This is a genomic window from Segatella baroniae B14, from assembly GCF_022024235.1.
Classification (GTDB): Bacteria; Bacteroidota; Bacteroidia; order Bacteroidales; family Bacteroidaceae; genus Prevotella; species Prevotella bryantii.
Genome location: NZ_CP091799.1, coordinates 1,358,601 through 1,381,391, shown reverse-complemented (window position 1 = coordinate 1,381,391; position 22,791 = coordinate 1,358,601). Strand labels below are relative to the sequence as shown.

Here is a 22,791-nt window from a genome sequence, read left to right as displayed (position 1 = left end):
TTTTTGGGCTTGTGGCGGAAGTCAAGACGTGAAGTTGCAGGCAGTGGAAAATCTACTTGATAACAATAATACTGATTCTGCAAGTCTTGTACTCAATGAGATAAACTATTCTGACCTGGATGGTGCCGGTGAAAAGAACAAGTTCGCCTTGCTGCGTATCCGACTCAACAGCCAGAAAGGCGGAGCCCTTGAATCGGATTCCATCATTCGGCAGTGCCTGAAATATTCCCTACTTTTGCTGCGTCAACGAACGAGAAACGACAAGTCTCTCCGATGGCGACATTCGATATTCCTATTTGAACTATAAAATTTTAAAAAGTGAAAAATATTTTTCTATTACTTGTACTTACTTTATGCATTGCTTCGGGGTTTGCACAAAACGAAGTTCGTTTCTCAGGTTTTATTCTTGATGCAAATGATAATCAACCCGTTGAATTTGTAAATATCAATTTATTACGTCAAGATTCTACTTATTTAGGTAGTGCTATTACCGATTCTTTAGGACATTTCTCTATTTCATTTCAAGGCGATTTAAACAATAACTATATGCTTAATTTTTCGCATTTGACTTACGAGAAGAAAAGCATTTTGTCTACACCTGCTGATAATATTCGAGTACAATTGAATCCAAGCGGATATAATCTTTCTGAAGTTCAGGTGAAAGGAATACGGACAAAGGCGATAAATCGCTTAAATATGGAATATCTTGTAAGTGAAAATTTAAAGAAACAATGCGACCTTACATCTGAAATACTGGAAAAAATACCAACTTTGTTTGTTGATTGCAATAGTAATGTATATGTAAAAGGCAACAGTAATGTATTGCTACTTAAAGATGGCGTAAAAATTTCTCATAAAAGCATGTTGGATCTAATTCCATCAGGATCAGTACAGAAGGTAATAGTTAGTTATCATATACCAAGTAAATATGCTAATGAGAATTATTCAGCAGCAATAAACATCATTACTAAAAGAACTGACGGCTTGACTCTTTTGATAAGTCCAAAGGCTTCTGTTGATAATAGTTGGTATGATACAAAGGCTAATCTAAATCTTGAAAAGGGTAAAAATTCTGTTATGTTTGGATATCGCATGCATTACAGAGATCTTATAGCCCATACAACAAACACAAAATTTGATTTGTCTGAAGCAACAAAAACATTTGCTGAAATTAAATCTAATCCTTATAGCTGGAAAGATAACGAACTATTTGCTGGTTATACCTATAATCCTTCCTCAAAGGTTCAGTTTGGTGCAGAGGGCTATTTAAGTTTGTTCCGTGAAAATGCCAAAAAGGAATATGAGTTAGATCATAGAAAATACAATGGCTATCATGAGCGTTTTAACACGCAGAACTACAAGGCTTTTGTATCATATAAAGATTCTGTCAGACAAGCTCTAGTTGAGGTTAGTTACAATAATGAAAATATAAAAGATGAAGATGAATATTTTCTTTCACAGATACAAACATTTCAAAATACCTTGAAGGATAGTTATAGATTTAATGCTGAATATAATACTAAGATAGCTTCAAAAGCAGAATTAAACTCAGGTTTCAAATATGAGCATGTTAGTAATCGTGGTAGTTATGTAAATTCCGAAAAGTTGTTTAGTGGTGGATATCATGGAAATACATATTCCCTTTATGCCGAATGTAATTACATAGCAAATAACCACATAACAATAAACGGTGGATTAAATATGTATAGCTACCAGAGAAAATTTGATGAGGGACAAGAAGTAAAGAACTTTAATATATTCCCGAAGTTTATGTTGTCTTATGCATGGAATATTCATCATAATATTACTTTTGCATATTCTTCACACATTAAAGAGCCTACTTTATGGTCACTCTTGCCTTTTGTAAAGGAAGAAACACCAGGAATTTATTCAAAGGGAACACCTGATTTAAAACCAGTTAGAACCGATAAAATATCATGTGAGTATAGTTTCTCTAAGGGAAATCTTTATGTGTCGCTTACTCCTTACTATAAGCAAATAAAGAACAAAATTGTTTCTATGGAAGAAAACTATCTGGATGGTTCTCTTGTATATAATGACAACCTGAAGAAATATCAGGAATGGGGAACAGAATTGTCTTTTTCTGATAATCTGTTCAGTTGGTGGATAGTAAACGCTAATGTTTGTGGTTATAGACAATACATCTCTGAAAATAGCTATTATAACAAATGTTTAAACACGATTGATTGGCAATTAGTAAGTTATTGGAGCTTGGCAAAAAAATGGGCTATTACATTACAATATATACATAATGGCAAGCAGTTAAGCTATAATGGATATATTAAACCGTCAAATACGAATTTGGCTCAGTTGACTTATAAAGTCAATAAGCGGATGAAACTATATCTTATTTATGTCTATCCATTTGGTAAGATGGATGATGAAAGATATATCTGTTCTGATAAAAAGACGATTACGACATATCAAAAAATAGATGTGCAAAAGGTTCTTTTGTCATTTACATATAATTTCAATAAAGGAAAGAAATCTAATAAAAAAGATATCTATATAAATGTAGACAAAAAATATGAATAATGATAATAGATAGATTTCTTATAAATTAAATTTCGAAACAAGCTGTGGAAGGGTTGATTTTCAGAGTTTATTAAACTCTGTTACTCTTCCGTGCATCTGAGCTATGAACAGCGTAAGGTAAGAGGAGTAGAGTATGATAGCGAATTTGTCTTCTTATCTGGATGTAGACCCATTAAAAGAAAGCCTAAGTATATTGAATTAGATTGCAAGATATTGCTGTCGCTAGAGAACGGGGCTATTCTTTTAGTGGAGTTCTAGTAAAATAAAAAGGACCTTGAATAATTATTCAAAGTCCTTTCTTGTGGGCGTTGACGGATTCGAACCGCCGACCCTCTGCTTGTAAGGCAGATGCTCTAAACCAACTGAGCTAAACGCCCTTACTTCTTAAAAGCGAGTGCAAAGATAGAGCTTTTATTCGAAACCGCCAAACTTTTATCCAATTATTTTTAGTTTTTTCGTCAAAAAAGTGTTTTTTCTTGAAAAAATAGGGCTTATGAGCTCAAAAGGGGATATGTTAGGACTATTTTTTAAAAGTCCCGGTAAATCGTATAGACTCACGTTGGCGTGATAAGACTTGGATATCGGCAGAACCATTATCGAATATTTCCACTTGATATTGGTAAATATCCTCTTCATTCTGTGCGGTCAAGTCGATTCGGGTCAAATCTTTTTTGATTCGCTTAGTTTGATATTGTGATATACGGGCTTTAAAATTTAATCCTTTACCACCACCATACGGTAAACTGTAGGCTCGCCCAAAATAGGGAAGGTAAGAAATCAGACTGTCGTTACGAACGGTGATCTCGTAGCCATAATCTAAGTGTTGAGCTGGAAAGCGGGAAGGATATACGTGATCAACTTCCACGGTGAATTTATGTTCGTTGAGAGCCGCTTGTATCAGTTGGGCATCTTGTTCGAATCGCTCAACCTTTGTTGATGACTTTTGTGATACGCATCCACAACAAAGTGTGGCTGCCATGAGAATAACTGTTAACTTCTTCATACTGATGTCTTTAGAAATCGGTACAAAGATAATTATTAATTAAATACTTTACAAAAAGTATCATGAGATTTGCATTTTTTTCAGGAACTTTAAATCTGAGGGTAAATATGAGGCTTATGGCTAATATGTAATGACTTATTAATTAGGAAGTTGTGCTGTTTTTTATGCTTGTAGTATTCGATGCTATGGTTACGTGATCATTCAATGCATACTTACGAGTGATTAATAGCATAGATATGAAGGATTAATAGCATACTTACGAGTGATTAATAGCATACTTTTATCTTTGGGGATTTAGTTGATGGTCACCTCGAACAATTGATAGATTTTGAAGAGCATGAAGATACATTAATGCAATTAATAGCCTTACTTGATATCATTTTGAATAATCAGGCAGAATATGCTACTGATATTGACTCAAAAATAGAGATTAACGACATTTATTTCTGTTTATGATATTGTTAGAAATAAGATAGCCGGATAAAAGTTGATAATCAGAAAATAGAAGGATGCGATATGTAATAAGGTGACTCCGATGGGATTCAAACCCATGACCTTCAGAACCGGAATCTGACGCTCTATTCAGCTAAGCTACGGAGCCATATTGGATAGCTATCAAGTGATAACTTTTGCAAAAGTACAACAAATATTTGAATTGTCCAAAAATAATTGTTTTTTTCATAAAATAATGCAATTATTCGAATTATATAATACAAATAGTAACATAATAACTTATTTCTAATACGTTTTGCTAAAAAATCTTCCGTTTTGCTTGCAAATTAATAATAAAGTACTATCTTTGCATCGCAAATAAAAGAAATTTAGATTAAAAATCAAAATATGAGTAATCTGATTAAACCACAGGGATATAGAGCGCTCCTCGATATGCGCCAAACGGAACAAGGTATTAAATTGATTAAAGAATTCTTTCAGCAGAATCTTTCTACCGAGCTTCGTCTTCGTCGTGTTACTGCTCCACTTTTTGTGTTAAAAGGTTTGGGCATTAATGATGACCTGAATGGAGTGGAGCGCCCTGTTACATTTCCAATAAAAGATTTGGGTGATGCAAAAGCAGAGGTGGTTCATTCTCTTGCTAAGTGGAAGCGCTTGACATTGGCAGAATATGGTATTGAACCAGGTTATGGTATTTATACTGATATGAATGCTATCCGTGCGGATGAGGAACTTGATAATCTACATTCTCTCTATGTAGACCAGTGGGACTGGGAAGCTGTAATTAATGCTCCTCAGCGTAATATTACTTTCCTTGAGAGTGTGGTTCGACGTATTTATGGCGCTATTCGTCGTACGGAATATCTTACCTGTGAAACTTATCCACAGATTAAGCCTTTCTTGCCAGACGATATTCATTTCATACATAGTGAAGATTTGTTGCAGATGTATCCTGATCTTACTCCAAAAGAGCGTGAGGATGCTATTTGTAAAAAATACGGTGCTGTATTTATCGAAGGTATCGGTGCTAAATTAAGCAATGGCGAAAAGCACGACGGTCGTGCAGCAGACTATGATGATTGGAGCACGGTAGCAGAGAATGGTAAGGCAGGCTTGAATGGTGATATTTTGATTTGGTATCCTGTTTTGGGTCATAGCTTCGAGTTGAGCTCTATGGGTATTCGTGTAGATAAGGAGAGTTTGCTTCGTCAGCTGAAGTTAGAAGGTCAGGAAGAACGTGAAAAGTTATATTTCCATCAGCAGCTTCTCAAGGACAAGTTGCCATTGAGTATCGGTGGTGGTATTGGCCAGAGTCGTCTGTGCATGGTTCTTTTGCATAAAGCTCATATTGGCGAAATTCAGGCAAGTATTTGGCCGGAAGAAATGCGCCAGGAATGTGAAGAAATGGGTATGAAATTGATTTGATTTATTTTCGAAGAGGGGAGGAAAATAAAACGGGGAAGTCCATCAGTTTGGATTTCCCCGTTTACTATTTGATATTATGCTAAGTCAAGATTAAGACTCTTGCGGAGTCGCTCTATAGCCGGGCGTTCTCGACATATTTTCTCGAATACTTCCCGTTTGGTAAGAATCTTACCCGCCTCTTCGGCTTTCGCCAGTCTGATGGTAAAACTGACATCAGCATTATGAAGCAATTGTATCATTGTAGCCTTGATGCGATTCTTAACTTCCTCAATCTGATCTATAAGAAAAGCATTATCGACAACGAGTTCGATATTCGGAAAATCGACAATTTTAGGTATCATATTCTTCATACGGGCTGCAATACCCATGTATTGCGGATATAGAATCATACGATTACACATAATCATCCAGTCGCGCTCAACATCTTCCTGTGTAAATACATTCTGCTCACCTTTTTCCTGACTTTGTTTGAGCTCTTCTGCTGCTTTTATTTCTTGTGCAACAATAGAATTCTGTTGTTCAGGCTTCTGTTGAAGATTTTTCCATGAATTAATAAAGTGAGCCGCTATAGATGGATTAACAGAACCATTGGCAAGTGAATTTTGTGGTTCAGCTTGCTGGCCGGCATGAGCTGATGCAGGCGACTTGATTGTAGCTGTAACAGCAATAGGAGAAGTACGCTCTTGATGACGAGAAGCAGTAATAGGTCTTTGCTCAGCCCCCGCCACCTGTGGAGCAGGTTTAGGCTGAGAACTCATGATATGTTTAAACAGGGATTTTAATCTATGGGGCATACGCCCCGCACTGGGTATATCCTTGTCTTCTGGTTGAGTAATCTGTGCGATCTGAATCAGAGTGAGTTCTACTAATAATCGTTTGCTGGAACTTTCCCGATAATGAATGTCGCATTGATTCATCAAGTCGAGCGCTTTATATAAGAAAGGTAAAGGACAGCGTTTAGCTTGTTCCTTAAACTTTACTTTCTGTTGCTCACTAGTTTCAAGGAGTGGCAGGGTAACCTCGTCCTTGGCCATCATCACATTACGTATATGCTGAGCCAATCCACTGATAAGATGACTGCCATCAAATCCCTTTTCAAGAATAGAATTAAGCAAAAGCATCGCATCGCTTACCTTATTCTCAAGCGCCAAGTCTGTCAGTTTGAAATAATTATTACTGTCGAGAACGTTCAGGTCGGCAATCACTTTTTCGTAGGTAATATTACCTTGACTATAACTGGCTACTTGGTCGAATATAGACAGAGCATCGCGCATTCCGCCGTCAGCTTTTTCTGCAATCACTTCGAGAGCAGCATCTTCATAGGTAATACCTTCCTTATCAGCAATCTGTTTGAGGTGAGCGATGGTATTAGGTACCGTCATTCGCTCGAAGTCATATATTTGACAGCGAGAAAGAATAGTAGGCAGAATCTTATGCTTCTCTGTAGTTGCAAGGACAAAGATAACATGAGCAGGCGGTTCCTCCAAAGTCTTGAGGAAAGCGTTGAACGCTGCCGTAGAAAGCATATGAACCTCATCGATGATAAACACCTTATATTTACCCACCTGAGGTGGAATGCGGGTTTGTTCCATCAGAGTCTTGATGTTTTCTACCGAATTGTTGCTGGCAGCATCAAGCTCAAAGATATTGTATGAGCGCCCCTCATTAAAAGCCTTGCAACTCTCACATTCGTTACAAGCTTCACCATCTTCTCTCGGATTTTCGCAATTTATGACTTTGGCAAAGATACGGGCACATGTCGTTTTCCCGACACCTCGCGGACCGCAGAACAAATAAGCATGCGCTAATTTCTTGCTCTTTACGGCATTTTTCAGAGTCGTGGTGAGTGCGCTCTGACCCACAACTGAGGCAAATGTCATCGGGCGATATTTACGTGCCGATACAATATATTCTTCCATTTTTTTTCAGATTGATGATGCAAAGATACAAAAAAGTATTATCTTTGCAAACAATAATAATGGAATAATGGCCAATCGCCTTAACAATATCTTAGCATTTGTCGCTCATTATAAGTATTTTATAACGATCGTCATCGGTGTTCTTATCGTAGGTTTTCTCGATGAGAATAGTATTCGTGCAATTATAAAAAACAAAGTACGTATAAGCGAATTACAAGATATGATAGATCGTTATAATCAAGAATATGAACACGATTCCAAGAAATTGAACGATATGAAGACCGACCCGAAAGCGATAGAACGAGTAGCTCGAGAAGACTACTTTATGAAAGCTGACGATGAGGATATCTTTGTGTTGAGTGATGACCAGCCTAAGGAAAAATCTTTAGAAGAACAAGAGCAAGAACAAAATGAAGCAGCTGAGTAAATTGCAAAGTGCCCTATTTCTTTTTGGAGGTGTACTCATGGTTATAGGTGCAGGTCTCTTTGCATTTCAGATTAGACAAGACATAGCATCATGGATATTTCTGTGTGGTACAGTCTTTTTTACGTTGATGCAGATGATGCAAACTTATGAGGGTACCAGTATGGTGATGAAGCGTCTCAAGCGAATTCAGGGTATCGCCGATTTGTTTTTTATCATTTCTGGCATCTCGATGGTAGATACAGCCAATCACTTTTTCGTAGATCTTTTTGATAATTATCAGAGTTATATCGCATATTGTTATAATAAATGGGTCGTATTTCTTCTGATAGCAGCCATACTCGAAGTGTATACGACACATCGTATGAGCTCTGAATTGAAAAAAGAGGAGGCTTGATTTTGCGAAAAAAAACTAAAATGATACCTAATAAATTAAATAGCATAAAATAATTTTTGTAGTCAAAAAATCTACCGTACCTTTGTCTACAAACGATGAAAAAACGCTTATGAATAAAATTTTATACGCATTTCTCTCTGTATTGACCTTGGCATCATGTGCTAACTCATATAACATCACGGGTTCTTCTAATGTTTCTACTTTAGATGGACGTATGCTTTACCTTAAGATACTTAAGGATACATCATTTGTTAATATAGATTCTTGTGATGTTGTACATGGACAGTTTCATTTTGCTGGCAATGTGGATTCGGCGAAAATGGCCAATATTTTCATGGATAATGAAAACATTCTTCCACTCGTATTGGAAGATGGTGATATCACTGTAAAAATAGATGATGCTCAGCAGATTGCTAGTGGTACACCGTTGAATGATAAATTGTATAAGTTCTTTCATAAATACAATCAACTTAAAAATCAGGAGGCTGAGTTAGTTCATCAGCATGATCAGGCTATTATGAATGGTAGAAATATGGCTGCTGTTAATCAGAGACTTAATCAGGAGGCATTACGTATTTCAGAGCAAGAGGATAAACTGATTACTAACTTCGTAACGAGTAACTTTGATAATGTTCTTGGTCCAGGTGTATTCCTTCTTGTAACAATAGGATATGAATATCCACAACTTACTCCGTGGATTGAAGATATCATGAGTAAGGCTACTGATAAGTTTAAGAATGATACGTATGTAAAAGATTACTATCAAAAGGCTCAGGAAAATCAGGAAATTATGAATGGTATGAGAGATCCTATGCCACAGGCAGGTGCTGTTCAACAACCGCTGGCGCCTGTACCGACAGAAGGTATCACGCCAAACGAACTGGCTCAACCTTCTCAGCAGGCTCCTGAAGCTCAAGCTGTACAATAACCTAATTAATCTCGCAAAGATGACAATATTAATTAAGAATGGTAATATAGTCAATGAAGGTCGCTCTTTTCGGGGCGACCTTATAGTTAATAATGACCGTATCGAAGATATTTTCGAAGGCAACTGTGCACCCCGTGGTAACTATGATGATATTATAGATGCAACGGGGTGTGTCGTTTTGCCAGGAGTTATCGATGAACATGTGCATTTTCGTGAGCCTGGTTTAACCCAAAAGGCTGATATCGAAAGTGAGAGTAGAGCTGCTGCTTATGGTGGAGTTACTTCTTTTTTTGATATGCCTAATACAAATCCTCAGACGACTTCGCTCGAAGCTCTTGATGATAAATTCGCACACGGTAAGCAGAAAAGTCATGTAAATTATAGTTTCTTCTTTGGGGCAACGAATAGTAATGTAGAACTGTTGAAACAGTTGGATATACATCGTGTTCCTGGTGTGAAACTTTTTATGGGTGCCAGCACGGGTAATATGCTCGTGGACAAGATGGAGGCCTTGAAAGCCGTTTTTGAAGAATCGGCACGATTGGGACTTCCCGTCATGACGCATTGTGAAGACTCTCAGTTGATTAGCCGAAATATGGCAGAAATAGTAGCCAAGTATGGCGAGGATCCTGATGTGAAATATCATCCGGTGATCCGTGATGAAGAAGTCTGCAGTAAGAGCAGCGAATTGGCTGTTCAGCTGGCCCGTGAAAGTGGTGCTCATCTCCATATCGCACATCTTTCTACTGCAAAAGAATTAGCTCTGCTTGATCATAAGAATATTACAGGTGAAGCTGTTATTGCTCATCTTGTATTTAGTGATGAGGATTATGCTACCAAGAAAGCTCTCGTGAAGTGTAATCCTGCAGTAAAATCGAAAGCGGACAGAGATGCACTTCGACACGCTTTAATGGATGGTACGATTTATACCATTGGTACTGACCATGCTCCTCATCAGCTTCAGGATAAGCAGGGTGGATGTATCAAAGCAGCTTCGGGTATGCCGATGATTCAATTCTCATTGGTCTCTATGCTTGAACTTGTAGATGCGGGTATCCTAAGTCTGGAGAAAATGGTAGAATTGATGGCTCATCATCCTGCATCTCTATTCCAGATGAAAGATCGTGGTTATCTGCGTAAAGGTTATAAGGCTGATATTACGATAGTAAAACCAAACTGTCCATGGACAGTAACTAAGGACGTGATACAAAGCAAGTGTAAGTGGAGTCCTTTAGAGGGCAAAACCTTTAATTGGCAAGTACAGCAGACATTTTGTAATGGGCATCTGGTTTATAATCAGGGTAAGTTTGATGCTGATTATCGAGCAGAAGAAATCGAATTCAGAAAGTAAAGTTTAAAGAGATATCCTATTTTGAAATTAGAATATAACATATCGGATATTGTTCCTTATATCAACTGGATTTATTTTTTTCATGCCTGGAATTTGACGGGTAAACCTCAGGCTGAAAAGGATAAATTGCAGGCTGATGCTGAACGAATTTTAGCTTCTTGGGAGGGGCATTATCATACGTATGCCCTTTTCGAATTATTGCCGGCTAATAGTGATGGTGATGATTTGATCGTAGGAGGGGAGAGGATTCCTATGTTAAGACAGCAGCGTCCGCAACGTAAGGGAGAACCCAATCTCTGTTTGGCAGACTTTGTATATCCCTTGTCCATGGGCAAGAAAGATGTAGTAGGCTTATTCTGTACAACGGTATCTCTGGAACTGCAAAAGGGTAATGATGATGATGCTTATCTCAAGATGATGCATCAGGTACTCTGTGACCGTTTGGCTGAGGGTACAGCTGAGAAAATGCATGAAGAGGTAAGGCGTCATTATTGGGGGTATGCACCTGATGAACAGTTGACGATGCAACAGACACATAATGAAGAATATCAGGGTATTCGTCCGGCTATTGGATATCCTTCACTGCCAGATACAAGCGTAAACTTTATACTGGATAAACTGTTGGATATGAAGCAAGTTGGAATCCGGTTGACAGAGAATGGCATGATGACCCCGCATGCTAGCGTTAGCGGGTTTATGTTTGCACATCCCTTATCGCGATATTTTGATTTAGGAAAAATCGGAGAAGATCAACTCCGAGATTATGCGCATCGTAGAGGCCTGCCTGTAGAATTGGTACGAAAGTTTCTTCAGGCAAGTCTTCTGAAGCGTTAAGATAGTCAGTTATTCTTGTAATCTATAATTTAAAAATAAATAGTAGTGATAGCTAAAATATTTATACCGATACTTCTAATGATAGTCTTCTCAGACTTATATTATGATATGCATTATTTGCGTTATCGCAAAGGTATGTCTGGATGGAAAAGATTATTGTGGTGGATGCCCGGTATTCTGATGATAGCTTATACGATAGGGTTAGCGAGCATTAAAGCTTTTGCTCCTCAAGATGTGCGTTGGCTCAATGTTTATCTTTTTCTTGTTGGAATATTACTTGTGCCAAAGTTTGTTATGGCTGTTTGCTCATTCTTGGGTTGGCAACATTGTAAGTTCCACCATACCCAAAAGAATCGTGGTAATCTGATAGGACCTGTTCTGGCCGTTGTGGCAGCAGGAGCATTTCTATATGGCTTAACAATAGGACCTCGTCGCTTGGAGGTAAAACATATCGATTTATACTTTGAACAATTACCAGCATCGTTTGAAGGGTATAAGATTGTTCATTTCAGCGATTCTCACGTGGGCACTTTTAATCACAATATGGATAACTGTTTGCGTAGAGATATTGACAGTATTAAAGCTCAACATGCAGACCTTATAGTATTTACTGGTGACTTGCAGAATGTAGCACCAGAAGAAATTACATATCACTCTGATTGGTATAAAGAATTAACCAATGGGGGACATACAAAGGTGATGAGCATAATGGGAAACCATGATTATAGTGACTATATGCGAGGTCCTCGTAAAGAGATGGATGCTCGTGTACAGAAACATGAAGCTTTGCAGAGAAGTTTGGGGTGGGATCTGTTGCTCAATGAACATCGTATCATTAAGCGAGGAAAAGATTCCTTGTTTATTGCAGGTGAAGAGTGGGAAGCAAAAGAAGCAGATGATACTACCAATTATGTGAATCGAGTAAAGACTTATGCTGGAATTCCACAACAGGCTTTTGTGATAACCCTTCAGCATAATCCTCTCTATTGGGAAGACCATTTGGTTCATGGACAGGGTATACCAGTACCGCAGCTTACCCTTAGTGGGCATACGCATGCCGGTCAAATCAGTCTTTTCGGAATGCGTCCAACGATGCTATCTTATAAGGAAGATTATGGTTTGCATCAGTTAGAAGGTAAATATCTTTATGTGACAGCAGGATTAGGAGGACTTGTACCTATTCGTTTAGGAACGACTCCTGAAATCGCAGTAATCACATTGCATCGATTGAAAAAGTAGTATAACGAATTTATAATAATCAGTAGTTCCTTAATGATGAAATATTTATATCGGCTTTATCAGTTATTCATTTTTCTACCCATTTTTCTTGTCCTCTGTATCTTGACATCTCTGTCTACGTGTATCGGATGTTGGTTGGGTGATGGACATTTTTGGGGATATTATCCAGGAAAAATTTGGTCTTGGCTTGTGGTAAAATTACTGTTTATCCCGGTAAAAGTGGAAGGAAGAGAGCATCTTGTTGAAAATCAAAGTTACGTTTTTGTAGCCAATCATCAAGGTGCATTTGACATATTCCTGATTTATGGTTTTTTGAATCGAAACTTCAAGTGGATGATGAAAAAAGCTATTCGTAAAATACCATTGGTCGGTGTGGCTTGTGAGTATGCTCATCATATCTTTTTGGACAAGAGTGGTCCAAAGAAAATCAGAAAATCGTATGAGCAGGCAGAGTCAGTTCTGAAAGAAGGCATGTCGCTGGTGGTATTCCCTGAAGGGGCAAGAACATTTACAGGACACATGGGTGTATTTCGAAGAGGAGCCTTTATGCTGGCTGATGAACTTCAGCTTCCAGTGTGCCCACTGACTATTAATGGCAGTTTCAATATTAAGCCCCGAATGAAAGATCTCTTTTGGGTTTTCTGGCATCCGATGAAGCTGACAATACATGAACCCATAGAACCTATAGGAAAGGGAGCTGATAATATAAAAAACCAGATGGATAAGAGTTATGAGGTTATTATGTCAGCACTTGAACCTAAATATCAAGGATTTGTTGAAAATCCCGATCAATAATTGAGGGAAAATACTTATCTTTGCATTCAACGAAATATATAGGTTATATTAATTATATAGAGAAAAAATGGAAAGCGATAGTATCGTAATTATACCAACTTATAATGAGAAAGAAAATATAGAAAAAATTATTCGGGCTGTTTTTGGTCTGAATAAGCCTTTCCATATCTTGGTTATAGATGATGGCAGTCCTGACGGAACAGCACAGATTGTACATCATTTGATGAAAACGGAATTTTCCGACAGATTATTTATCATTGAGAGAAGTGGTAAGTTAGGTTTGGGTACAGCTTATATTACTGGTTTTAAGTGGGCTTTAGAGCGGAAATATGAATATGTTTTCGAGATGGATGCCGATTTTAGCCATGATCCTCATGACTTGCCAAGACTGTATGCTGCATGCCATGATGACGGTAATGATGTAGCTGTCGGCTCTCGTTATGTCAGTGGTGTTAATGTTGTCAACTGGCCTATCGGGCGTGTGTTGATGAGCTATTTTGCTAGTCGATACGTACAAATAGTAACAGGATTTAAGGTGCATGATACTACCGCAGGATTTGTATGTTATAAGCGCAGAGTATTGCAGACTATACCTTTAGACCTCGTTCGCTTTAAGGGTTATGCATTCCAAATAGAAATGAAATTTACATCCTACAAGATTGGCTTCAAGATTAAGGAAGTACCTGTTATCTTTGTTAATCGTCGAGAAGGTACCAGCAAGATGAGTGGAGGTATTTTTGGAGAGGCTTTCTTTGGAGTAATGCGTTTGCGTCTTGACGGATGGTTCCGTAAATATCCAAAAATTAAAGAATAATTTTGTCAATACAAGAATTACAAAAACTTTATGGCAGACTGCCCCAGGCGTCTGCCTTAGTTGATTTATTTAAGAAGAAGTCGATCAAGTCACTTTTTCTAGAGGGCCTTGTTGCTTCTTCTGTTCCGCTTCTTTTTTCATCAATTGCGTCAAGACTGAAGCGTACGGTGGTGTTCGTACTTGATGATAATGATGAGGCTGGTTATTTCTATCACGATCTTACTCAGATTATGGGGCAGGAGCAGGTGTTGTTCTTTCCTTCAAGTTATCGTCGTGCTGTCAAATATGGACAACGTGATAGCGGTAATGAAATTTTGCGAACGGAAGTTCTCGCCAAGTTAAGTGCTTCTTCTGCTGATGCTTTGTTTGTCGTTTCATACCCAGAGGCAATAGCAGAGCTGGTCGTTTCTAAAAAGCGGTTGGATGATCATATTATAAAACTTAAAGCAGGGCAGACGTGTGTATTGTCTGAGCTTGAGCAGCAATTGAGATCATTCGGATTTGAGGAAAATGATTATGTATATGAGCCTGGCCAGTTCGCTGTGCGAGGCAGTATTATAGATGTCTATTCATATAGTTGCGAGTATCCATTTCGTATAGACTTCTTTGGTAATGAAATAGATACCATACGTACTTTCGAGGTGGAAGATCAGTTGTCTAAAGACAGAAAAACTGAAATCGAAATTGTACCGGAACTAGCTCAATCGCAAACGGAAAAAGTCTCGTTTCTCAAATTCCTTCCAGAGGATAGTATTCTGGTTATGAAAAATCTATCGTATGTGCATGATACAATAGATAATACTTATCAAGAAGGTTTTTCTTCTCAGGCCATGACAGAGCGTATGGAGGGGGCAACAGAACAAGAACAAGCCCAAATCATACGTGATATGCAAAAGGATAATAATCTGGTCACGGCTAGTACTTTCCTGAGAGATGTCGTAGCGTTTCAGCGTGTAGAATTCGGGCCCAATGCAGCAGAGGTAATGAGGCGTCAGGATGCTGATGCTCAAGAAGTATCTTCTAGAGCAACTCTACAGTTTCATACTACACCCCAACTTTTGACCCATAAAAACTTTGACCTGCTTGTTCAAAATTTGGAAGACTATATTCTTAAGGGATATCATATCTATATTCTCGCTGATAGTGCCAAACAGACGCAGCGTTTGAAGGATATTTTCGCAGATATGGATAATCCTCGAGCTAAGAGTATTGTCTTTGAACCGGTTGATAAGACGATACATTCGGGGTTCGCTGATGACGATCTTAAGATGTGTTTCTTTACTGACCATCAGATTTTCGATCGCTTCCATAAATATAACCTTAGGAGTGATGCTGCTCGTGCCGGTAAAATGGCCCTAACGATGAAGGAACTACAGGAAATGGAGCCAGGTGACTTTATCGTGCATGTCGATTTGGGTATAGGTAAGTTTGGCGGTCTCGTTCGTGTTCCGGTAGGTAATAGCTATCAGGAGATGATTCGTATTATCTACAAGAATAATGATAAAGTAGATGTCTCTATTCATAGTCTATACAAAATAAGCAAGTATCGAAGTAGTGAAACGGGTGAGCCGCCACGTCTTTCAACCCTCGGAACTGGTGCTTGGGATAGGATGAAGGAGAAGGCAAAGAAGAAGATCAAGGATATTGCCCGAGACCTTATCAAACTCTATGCTAAGCGTAAACGTGAAAAAGGCTTTGCTTATTCTAAGGATGGCTATATGCAACATGAGTTGGAGGCGAGTTTCCTTTATGAGGATACGCCAGACCAGTCTAAGGCCACGCAAGAAGTAAAGGCTGATATGGAAAAGGATCGTCCGATGGACAGACTTGTCTGTGGCGATGTCGGTTTTGGCAAGACTGAAGTTGCTATGCGAGCAGCTTTCAAGGCTGCGTGCGATGGTAAGCAGGTAGCTGTGTTGGTTCCTACTACGGTATTGGCTTATCAGCATTATCAGTCGTTTAAAAAGCGTTTGGAAGGTTTTCCGGTTACCATTGAGTATCTTTCAAGAGCACGGTCTACGAAAGCTACCAAGGCTGTTCTGGAAAATCTGGAGTCGGGTAAGGTTGATATTATCATCGGTACTCATAAACTGATAGGTAAGAATGTTAAGTGGCACGATTTAGGACTGTTAATTATCGATGAAGAACAGAAGTTTGGTGTATCAACAAAAGAAAAACTTCGTAAGATCAAAACGAATGTTGATACGTTGACGATGTCGGCGACTCCAATACCTCGTACGTTGCAGTTCTCATTGATGGGGGCTCGCGATATGAGCATCATGCGCACTCCACCACCAAACCGATATCCTATTCATACCGAATTGACGACTTATGGTCATGAGGTTATAGCAGATGCTATCAATTTCGAAATGAGTAGAAATGGACAGGTCTATTTCGTCAATAATCGTATCAGCAATTTGCAGGAAATAGCCAATCTTATCCATAAATATGTGCCCGATGCTCGAATAGCAATAGGTCATGGACAAATGAAACCCGATGAACTGGAGGAAATCTTGATGGGTTTCATGAATTATGATTATGATGTTTTGCTTTCAACCACTATCGTGGCTAACGGTATCGATATTTCCAATGCCAATACGATTATCATTAATGAGGCTCATCATTTCGGTTTATCTGATTTGCATCAGATGAGAGGTCGTGTAGGTAGAAGTAACCGAAAAGCTTTCTGTTATCTGCTCGCCCCACCTAAGAGTGTACTGAGTGTAGATGCTCGTCGTCGATTGGAGGCACTGGAAACATTCTCTGAATTAGGTAGTGGTTTCAATTTAGCTATGCAAGATCTTGATATCCGTGGTGCAGGTAATTTGTTAGGTTCTGAGCAAAGCGGATTTATGGCTGATTTAGGTTATGAAACTTATCAGAAGATTTTGAACCAGGCTATTACAGAGTTGAAGAATGATGAATTTCAGGACCTGTATTCTGATGAGATAGCAGGTGGCAATGATAAGATATCGGGAGATGATTTCGTAGACGACTGTGCATTGGAAAGTGATCTGGAAATGTATTTCCCTGATAATTATGTTCCAGGAAGTAGTGAACGTATGCTCTTGTATCGTGAACTGGATAGGATAGAGGATGATCTGGCTTTGGAAGAATATAAGAAGCGCTTAATAGACCGTTTCGGTCCTGTTCCTCATGAAGGTGAAGAGCTCATGCAAGTGGTACGTTTGCGTAGACTTGGTAAGCACTTAGGATGCGAGAAGATTATCCTAAAACAGGGTATGATGCAATTACAGTTTGTTTCGAATACGCAAAGTGCTTACTACAAGAGTATGAGTTTTGATCGAGTACTCAATTATGTAGCTTCTAATCCAAGAAAGTGTCACTTCAAGGAGATAAAAGGTAAGCGCATGATGATGATTGATAAGGTAAATAGCATAGGTCAAGCCACAGGATTGTTGGAAAGTATTGATCAAGCGGATGCGAAAAAGTAACTCTGCTTCAAAAGTCAGATATGAAAATCGCCGAATAGATAATTAGCATTCTATTCGGCGATTCATTTTTTATTGTATCTGATACTTATGCAGTAAGCAGTTCTTCTATCTGTTTTGCGATATTGTCAATACTTTCTGTAGGTTCGAATCGAGCGACAACCTGACCTTTCTTATTGGTGAGGAACTTGGTGAAATTCCATTTGATAGAAGGATTCTCTTTATAATTAGGGTCAGATTCAGTCAGCATCTTGTCGAGAATAGGGTAGATAGGATGACTTTCGTCCCAACCTGCAAAACCCTTGGTTTCTGTAAGAAACTTATAAAGCGGAGCTGCATCATTGCCATTCACTTTAATCTTCTTGAAACGAGGAAATTCTGTACCGTAAGTCAATTTGCAGAATTTGTGAATACTTTCGTCTGTACCAGGAGCTTGCTGTCCAAATTGGTTACATGGAAAATCAAGGATTTCAAAACCTTGAGCATGGTATTTCTCATAAAGCTTTTCGAGTTCTTCGTACTGAGGTGTAAAACCGCATTTTGTTGCTGTGTTGACGATTAAAAGCACTTCATTAGCGTACTCTTTGAGTGATACATCTTTACCTTTTCTGTCTTTTACAGAGAATTCGTAAACTGTTCTCATTTTCTTGTATAAAATATATTTAGATTCGATTTGAGTAAATGTAATTGCAAAGATAGCATTATTTTCTGATTAGCGATAACAAAAGTACAGAAATTACAAAAAAAATGGATCGTAGGGAATTCCCTATTCTCGTATCGTAAATTCCTTTTCAAGAATGGGGATTTTCTTTTTACCAATCGGTTTATTTATGTACCTTTGTGTTATAAAAATGAATCATAAATAAAGGGATGAAATTATGAAAAAGTTTACTTCTATATTCAGTATTGCACTGGTTATGTTAAGTGCATTGGCATTCACTTCTTGTGATAGAATGGAGGATATGGCTATGTCTGACACATTGCAGGGTATTTGGGGTGGAACCCTTCAAAGTACCTATTATGATGACTTGGGCTATCCTGTAGGTAATGATCAATATCTTACGATTTTCCGGTTCGATCGTCAGACAGCAACGAAGGGCACAGGAGTAGAAATTGACGTAATCGGTAATCGACGGGGGTATGGTCGATTTGATTGGGAAGTTCGCAATCAGACAGCCTACCTTTATTACGAAGATGGAACAAGAGCGATAATCTATGATTATACTCTGGATGATTATCATTTCGAAGGTTATATCGATGATGGTACCCATAGAGATATCTATTTCAACTTGAGTTTCATGTCTGACAGAGATTTTAATTCTTATTATGACGACTATTATGATACCTATTATAATTGGGCAAAGTCAAATCGTACAAGAGCTGGTTCAGAAGAAGGTGTTCTAATGAAAAAGGGAAAACTCTTTTTTGATAAGGATTCACTTAATGCGCTGAAAAGCAAGTAATTACGAATTTTAGCTGGGGGTATTCCTATTACAAATAGGGATTTTCCCCAAAGTGGTAGGGAAATTTCCCCCATATAGGTGGAAACTTTGTCGTATCTTTGCTCTCGTTAAAAGAAACATTTAGTAAGCATTAGTTATGAAACAGTTGAAATCATATCGAGTATGGATTGTTTTAGGGCTGTTGGCACTAACAATAGTAGGCTGTGATAATTATACTAATGAATGGTATCCAAGAAATCATCATGGGTATTATGATGACTATGTCTCTGATGATATGTTAGCGATGGCTGAATATATTGAAGGTCAGTGGTCGAGTACATTAATTGCTAAATATACAGAGGGTGGTATCGCTTATGCTGATAGCTTCTATGTAGATTATACTTTTCAGCGTAGCAAGAATCAGGCTTCGGGTATAGGTACTGAGTATACTTTTACTTTAGCAGAGGAGCCTTATAAAACGCGTAAGTTTACATGGTATATTAACCAAGATGGTCATGTTTATATAGACTTTGCAGATCATGTCAGCATGGTGATATATTATGATGACTTCAGGTTGGATAGAAGTCGGTTCTGGGGAACGATGACTGCTATCAAAGGGGTACAAGAGTATGATGAGTTTGATTTAACCTATCAGAGTGCTCATGCTAAGAGTAATCGTCTGGGAAATGGACGTAGCTATGGTGGAAAAGCCAATACTGTAATGGTAAAGGGTGTCGCCATGAGCAAAACGAAATAAAAATATTAGGGGTCAAAAAACGAGATATATTATTGCAGAAACGTGTTAAGTTAGAGATGTAAAGCGAGTATTACTGCATGCCTTTTGTGTAAAATTGGCACAAGTATAAATAGAAAAGAATGCTCGTAAGGGCATAAAATTCAAGAAGTAGTAATGACAATTTAAGGAATTAATTTTTAAAGTAGTATTTATTCAAGTTAGAGAGTAAAAAAAAGGGCAGCCGTGAGGTTGCCCTTTTTTCTTCGTATGGTGTCTTGAGTCGATATATACTTATCAGTTAAGTTTCCAGGCTCTTAGAATATTCTCTACAGCAAGAGATTCTACATGTTCTTCTGTGTCATCAGGCAAGTTACAGAAGAAGTCTATGCCGGTTTTTTCTTCCAGAGTATCGATATTTACGACATGGCTTGCAAGAGTTCCCTGCTTAGATGCTGAAACAGTTTGGTCGAACCAAAAGCCAATAGCTTTATAGCCAGAAGAGTTCTTCATCAATACAGCAGAAAAATAATATCTTGGCACAAGAAGCCCTTTGCTTGTCGTCGTGAATATATCTGTTGACTTGTCAATAGTACCACCTTTGCAAACATATAACGTATCAGAATGACTGGAATTAACTGTAATCCATGAACGAATTAAGCTTTCCATATCATTCCAGATACCAGCGTTGAACGAGTGAGCTTGTGGCTGCATGTTGGTAAGATAGAAGGTTTGGTAGTTGGAATTTGCTGAATTCAAACGATCAGCAGAGGGACAAAGATGGCCATGGTCATACTTAATATCCCCAAACGGATCGTTATCAACGCTATATTGATAGCTACTGTTCATGTCAGGATCGGATGGATACTGTGGGCTACCATAATAGCGTGTGGTACGTGAGAGTCGGTTACTCCAATACATTTTATAGCAAGACCATCGGTTGGATTTCTTTTCGGTGTCCCATTCTATGGAGTAGTTGAGAGAATCGCCATCAAGGTGGCTGATGATAATGCTATTACCTCCTTTTACCTTCGGAAACTCTAAATCGCCAATATATTTCATGCTTGCTGTTGGTATGTTGGCATTTACATTAGAAGCGGAAGGCCCAGATGTAGATGTTGAATTATCGTCATTACTACTGCCGCAAGCAACCAGAGCTAATACGCCCATGGCTAAAAATAAAGATTTAATTGTGTGCATAAGTGAAGTTTAGTTATATAGAATTACCTATTGAAATTTCGTTTAAAACGATAAAGGGTACGACCGACCGCATATGCAACTACGCTCGAACGTACCCTCTTGACTTAATATATACTTATAAAGGATATATTTACTTCTTCAGCTTACCGTAACGGTTCATGAAGCGGTCAACACGACCTGCTGTATCAACAAGCTTGCTCTTACCTGTATAGAATGGGTGAGAAGAGCTTGAGATTTCGATCTTAACCACTGGGTAAGTTTCGCCTTCAAATTCTACAGTGTCATTAGTCTTGCATGTAGAACATGTAAGGAACATATCGCCGTTGGACATATCCTTGAATACGACGGGACGATAGTCTGCTGGATGAATACCTTTTTTCATTTTAATCTAAAATATTTATTTATTAATAATAATGTCACTATACGTAACGAGTTGCAAAATTACGAAGAATTTTGCAACTCGCCAAATATTTTAGGAATTATTTTCCTTTTTAGTTTGCGTAATAGATTGTAATAGTCTGTACGCGAAGTTGTGTTCCTGCATTTTCACTAGCATTAGTGTAAACGGCTGTGTTGCCATTGAATGTAACTGTTGCGGTGGTGTTACCTACATAATCAGTTCCACTGTTTGAATCGCAAGTAAATACGACTTTAGCGATAGTAGACTTTCCTGTAATGGTAATGGTATTGTTAGCGTATACGCGAACACCTTTTGTCTTGTCGTAGTAAGTTGGAGCATTACTGTTTGTTCCTTTATCGAAAGTAACAGTTGCTTCGTCAGGCATAGTGATAGTACTACTTATTACACTTCCGTTTGTCAAACCAAGAGTGCTTAAGTCGATAGTAGTGCTAGTTGTGCCTGCTGTTACAGCATTGTTGATTAAGTTAACTGTTGTACCAGAAATAGTAATGTTTTCTCCAGTAGTTGTTTCGTCAGAGCCTGAAGTTGTACCTTCACCTTCAATAGAGATCAACTTGCTACCCTGAGCCATTTCCTTAGTAGAGTTATACTCTGTCAGTTTACCACAAACCACTACAGTCTGACCAACTTTCAACTGGTCTGCTGATGTAAACTTGTCACCATTCAAGTAGTAACCACGGTAAATCTCAAAATCGTTAGTAGAAGTACCATCGTCTGAGATATAGTAGGTAGCATTACCATAGCTTCCTGTATCGATGCTGCCAACTTTAGCCACAATACCCTTTACGTAAACTTCCTTATTAGAATCGTAGCTATTATTTTCGTAGAGTTTGAGAACGGCTGCTACATTATAAGGGTCTGTCTCTGTTCCTGTACCTGTAGGTTCTGCTGTTGATGTACCACTATTAGAAGCAGTCTTACCGTTTAAGTATACGATATGGCTCTTGTTTTTGACAAATTCTTTTGTACCATTGTAAATAGTAACGTTACCTGCAACTACTACAGAATCTCCAATTGCAATATCACTTTCAGAAGTGAATTTTTCACCGCCAAGGCCAAGACCGCGATAAACATAGAATGTAGTTGAGGCCTCTTCATCTTTAATATAATAGGTGATATTACCATAAGACTCATTAAAAGTACCTACTTGAGATACGATACCCTTTACATAGTAAGTAGCGTTTGCATCGAATTCATTATCCATTAAGCTATCGAGAGCGACAACATTGAATGGATCTTCTGCAGTACCAGAACCCTTAGGTGCTACTTTAATCTCAGTATTTTCGCTGTCAGTTGGCAATGTATAAGGAGCTGGTACATCTTCACAACTAGTGAGAGAAAGTACGCTAACAGCTAATGCTATTGCTGAATAAACTAATTTTTTCATATTTGATTTCTTTTTTTT

The 22,791-nt window shown here is 38.2% G+C and carries 20 protein-coding genes and 2 tRNA genes; 14 read left to right on the top strand and 8 right to left on the bottom strand.

What is annotated here, in order from left to right:
* Positions 1-43: 43 nt before the first annotated feature.
* Positions 44-307 carry a hypothetical protein gene (locus L6469_RS05865; protein ID WP_143067113.1) on the top strand — a complete coding sequence of 88 codons (264 nt, stop codon included), beginning with the start codon at positions 44-46 and terminating at the stop codon, positions 305-307.
* 11 nt (positions 308-318) lie between these two features.
* Positions 319-2,556: a TonB-dependent receptor domain-containing protein gene (locus L6469_RS05860; protein WP_006281774.1), complete on the top strand. Its 2,238-nt coding sequence runs from the start codon at positions 319-321 to the stop codon at positions 2,554-2,556.
* Positions 2,557-2,858: 302 nt separating this feature from the next.
* Here the strand turns inward: L6469_RS05860 and L6469_RS05855 are convergent.
* The 3 genes from L6469_RS05855 to L6469_RS05845 all read right to left on the bottom strand — a co-directional run bounded on the left by L6469_RS05855 (position 2,859) and on the right by L6469_RS05845 (position 4,160).
* Positions 2,859-2,933 (bottom strand) — tRNA-Val (locus L6469_RS05855).
* 143 nt (positions 2,934-3,076) lie between these two features.
* Positions 3,077-3,559, bottom strand: coding sequence for a DUF4251 domain-containing protein (locus L6469_RS05850; RefSeq protein ID WP_006281775.1), 483 nt, complete (start codon positions 3,557-3,559; stop codon positions 3,077-3,079).
* A 527-nt stretch (positions 3,560-4,086) separates the two neighbouring features.
* Positions 4,087-4,160: transfer RNA gene (locus L6469_RS05845), tRNA-Arg, on the bottom strand.
* A 239-nt stretch (positions 4,161-4,399) separates the two neighbouring features.
* Here L6469_RS05845 and asnA point away from each other — a divergent pair.
* Complete coding sequence (asnA, locus tag L6469_RS05840; protein ID WP_006281776.1) at positions 4,400-5,437, top strand: aspartate--ammonia ligase; 1,038 nt, start codon at positions 4,400-4,402, stop codon at positions 5,435-5,437.
* A gap of 74 nt (positions 5,438-5,511) precedes the next feature.
* Here asnA and L6469_RS05835 read toward each other — a convergent pair whose 3' ends face one another.
* Positions 5,512-7,356, bottom strand: coding sequence for a DNA polymerase III subunit gamma/tau (locus L6469_RS05835; RefSeq protein WP_006281777.1), 1,845 nt, complete (start codon positions 7,354-7,356; stop codon positions 5,512-5,514).
* 67 nt (positions 7,357-7,423) lie between these two features.
* Here L6469_RS05835 and L6469_RS05830 point away from each other — a divergent pair, with 67 nt between their 5' ends.
* The 9 genes from L6469_RS05830 to mfd all read left to right on the top strand — a co-directional run bounded on the left by L6469_RS05830 (position 7,424) and on the right by mfd (position 17,593).
* Positions 7,424-7,783, top strand: a complete 360-nt coding sequence (locus L6469_RS05830; protein WP_006281778.1) for an FtsB family cell division protein — start codon at positions 7,424-7,426, stop codon at positions 7,781-7,783.
* The gene (locus tag L6469_RS05825) at positions 7,767-8,177 is read left to right on the top strand and encodes a hypothetical protein (protein WP_027452975.1); all 411 of its coding nucleotides are present in this window, start codon (positions 7,767-7,769) and stop codon (positions 8,175-8,177) included. Before L6469_RS05830 ends, L6469_RS05825 begins: the two co-directional genes overlap by 17 nt.
* A gap of 109 nt (positions 8,178-8,286) precedes the next feature.
* A complete protein-coding gene (locus tag L6469_RS05820; protein WP_006281780.1) occupies positions 8,287-9,105 on the top strand; it encodes a DUF4369 domain-containing protein in 819 nt (272 codons plus the stop codon).
* Positions 9,106-9,124: 19 nt separating this feature from the next.
* Positions 9,125-10,456 (top strand): dihydroorotase, encoded by a 1,332-nt coding sequence (locus L6469_RS05815; RefSeq protein WP_006281781.1) that lies wholly within the window; start codon positions 9,125-9,127, stop codon positions 10,454-10,456.
* Positions 10,457-10,477: 21 nt separating this feature from the next.
* Positions 10,478-11,290, top strand: coding sequence for a vitamin B12 dependent-methionine synthase activation domain-containing protein (locus L6469_RS05810; RefSeq protein WP_006281782.1), 813 nt, complete (start codon positions 10,478-10,480; stop codon positions 11,288-11,290).
* Between the two features lie 45 nt (positions 11,291-11,335).
* On the top strand, positions 11,336-12,529 hold the full coding sequence (locus tag L6469_RS05805) for a metallophosphoesterase (protein ID WP_039869854.1): 1,194 nt from the start codon (positions 11,336-11,338) through the stop codon (positions 12,527-12,529).
* Between the two features lie 36 nt (positions 12,530-12,565).
* Positions 12,566-13,324, top strand: a complete 759-nt coding sequence (locus L6469_RS05800; RefSeq protein ID WP_027452971.1) for a lysophospholipid acyltransferase family protein — start codon at positions 12,566-12,568, stop codon at positions 13,322-13,324.
* Between the two features lie 67 nt (positions 13,325-13,391).
* Positions 13,392-14,138: a polyprenol monophosphomannose synthase gene (locus tag L6469_RS05795; protein ID WP_006281785.1), complete on the top strand. Its 747-nt coding sequence runs from the start codon at positions 13,392-13,394 to the stop codon at positions 14,136-14,138.
* A 2-nt stretch (positions 14,139-14,140) separates the two neighbouring features.
* Positions 14,141-17,593 carry a transcription-repair coupling factor gene (mfd, locus tag L6469_RS05790; RefSeq protein ID WP_006281786.1) on the top strand — a complete coding sequence of 1,151 codons (3,453 nt, stop codon included), beginning with the start codon at positions 14,141-14,143 and terminating at the stop codon, positions 17,591-17,593.
* Positions 17,594-17,678: 85 nt separating this feature from the next.
* Here the strand turns inward: mfd and L6469_RS05785 are convergent, their stop codons facing one another.
* Positions 17,679-18,233 carry a glutathione peroxidase gene (locus L6469_RS05785; RefSeq protein WP_006281787.1) on the bottom strand — a complete coding sequence of 185 codons (555 nt, stop codon included), beginning with the start codon at positions 18,231-18,233 and terminating at the stop codon, positions 17,679-17,681.
* Between the two features lie 235 nt (positions 18,234-18,468).
* On the opposite strand from L6469_RS05785, the gene L6469_RS05780 reads away from it, so the two are divergent.
* Both L6469_RS05780 and L6469_RS05775 read left to right on the top strand, forming a co-directional pair.
* Positions 18,469-19,053 (top strand): hypothetical protein, encoded by a 585-nt coding sequence (locus L6469_RS05780; RefSeq protein ID WP_006281788.1) that lies wholly within the window; start codon positions 18,469-18,471, stop codon positions 19,051-19,053.
* A 136-nt stretch (positions 19,054-19,189) separates the two neighbouring features.
* Complete coding sequence (locus tag L6469_RS05775) at positions 19,190-19,789, top strand: hypothetical protein (protein ID WP_006281789.1); 600 nt, start codon at positions 19,190-19,192, stop codon at positions 19,787-19,789.
* A gap of 273 nt (positions 19,790-20,062) precedes the next feature.
* Here the strand turns inward: L6469_RS05775 and L6469_RS05770 are convergent, their stop codons facing one another.
* From L6469_RS05770 to L6469_RS05760, 3 genes are all read right to left on the bottom strand, one after another.
* Positions 20,063-20,965, bottom strand: a complete 903-nt coding sequence (locus L6469_RS05770; RefSeq protein ID WP_039869858.1) for a DNA/RNA non-specific endonuclease — start codon at positions 20,963-20,965, stop codon at positions 20,063-20,065.
* Positions 20,966-21,095: 130 nt separating this feature from the next.
* Entirely contained in the window at positions 21,096-21,347 is a 252-nt protein-coding gene (locus L6469_RS05765) for a type B 50S ribosomal protein L31 (protein ID WP_006281791.1), read from the bottom strand.
* A gap of 109 nt (positions 21,348-21,456) precedes the next feature.
* The gene (locus L6469_RS05760) at positions 21,457-22,773 is read right to left on the bottom strand and encodes a hypothetical protein (protein ID WP_006281792.1); all 1,317 of its coding nucleotides are present in this window, start codon (positions 22,771-22,773) and stop codon (positions 21,457-21,459) included.
* Between the last annotated feature and the right edge of the window lie 18 nt (positions 22,774-22,791).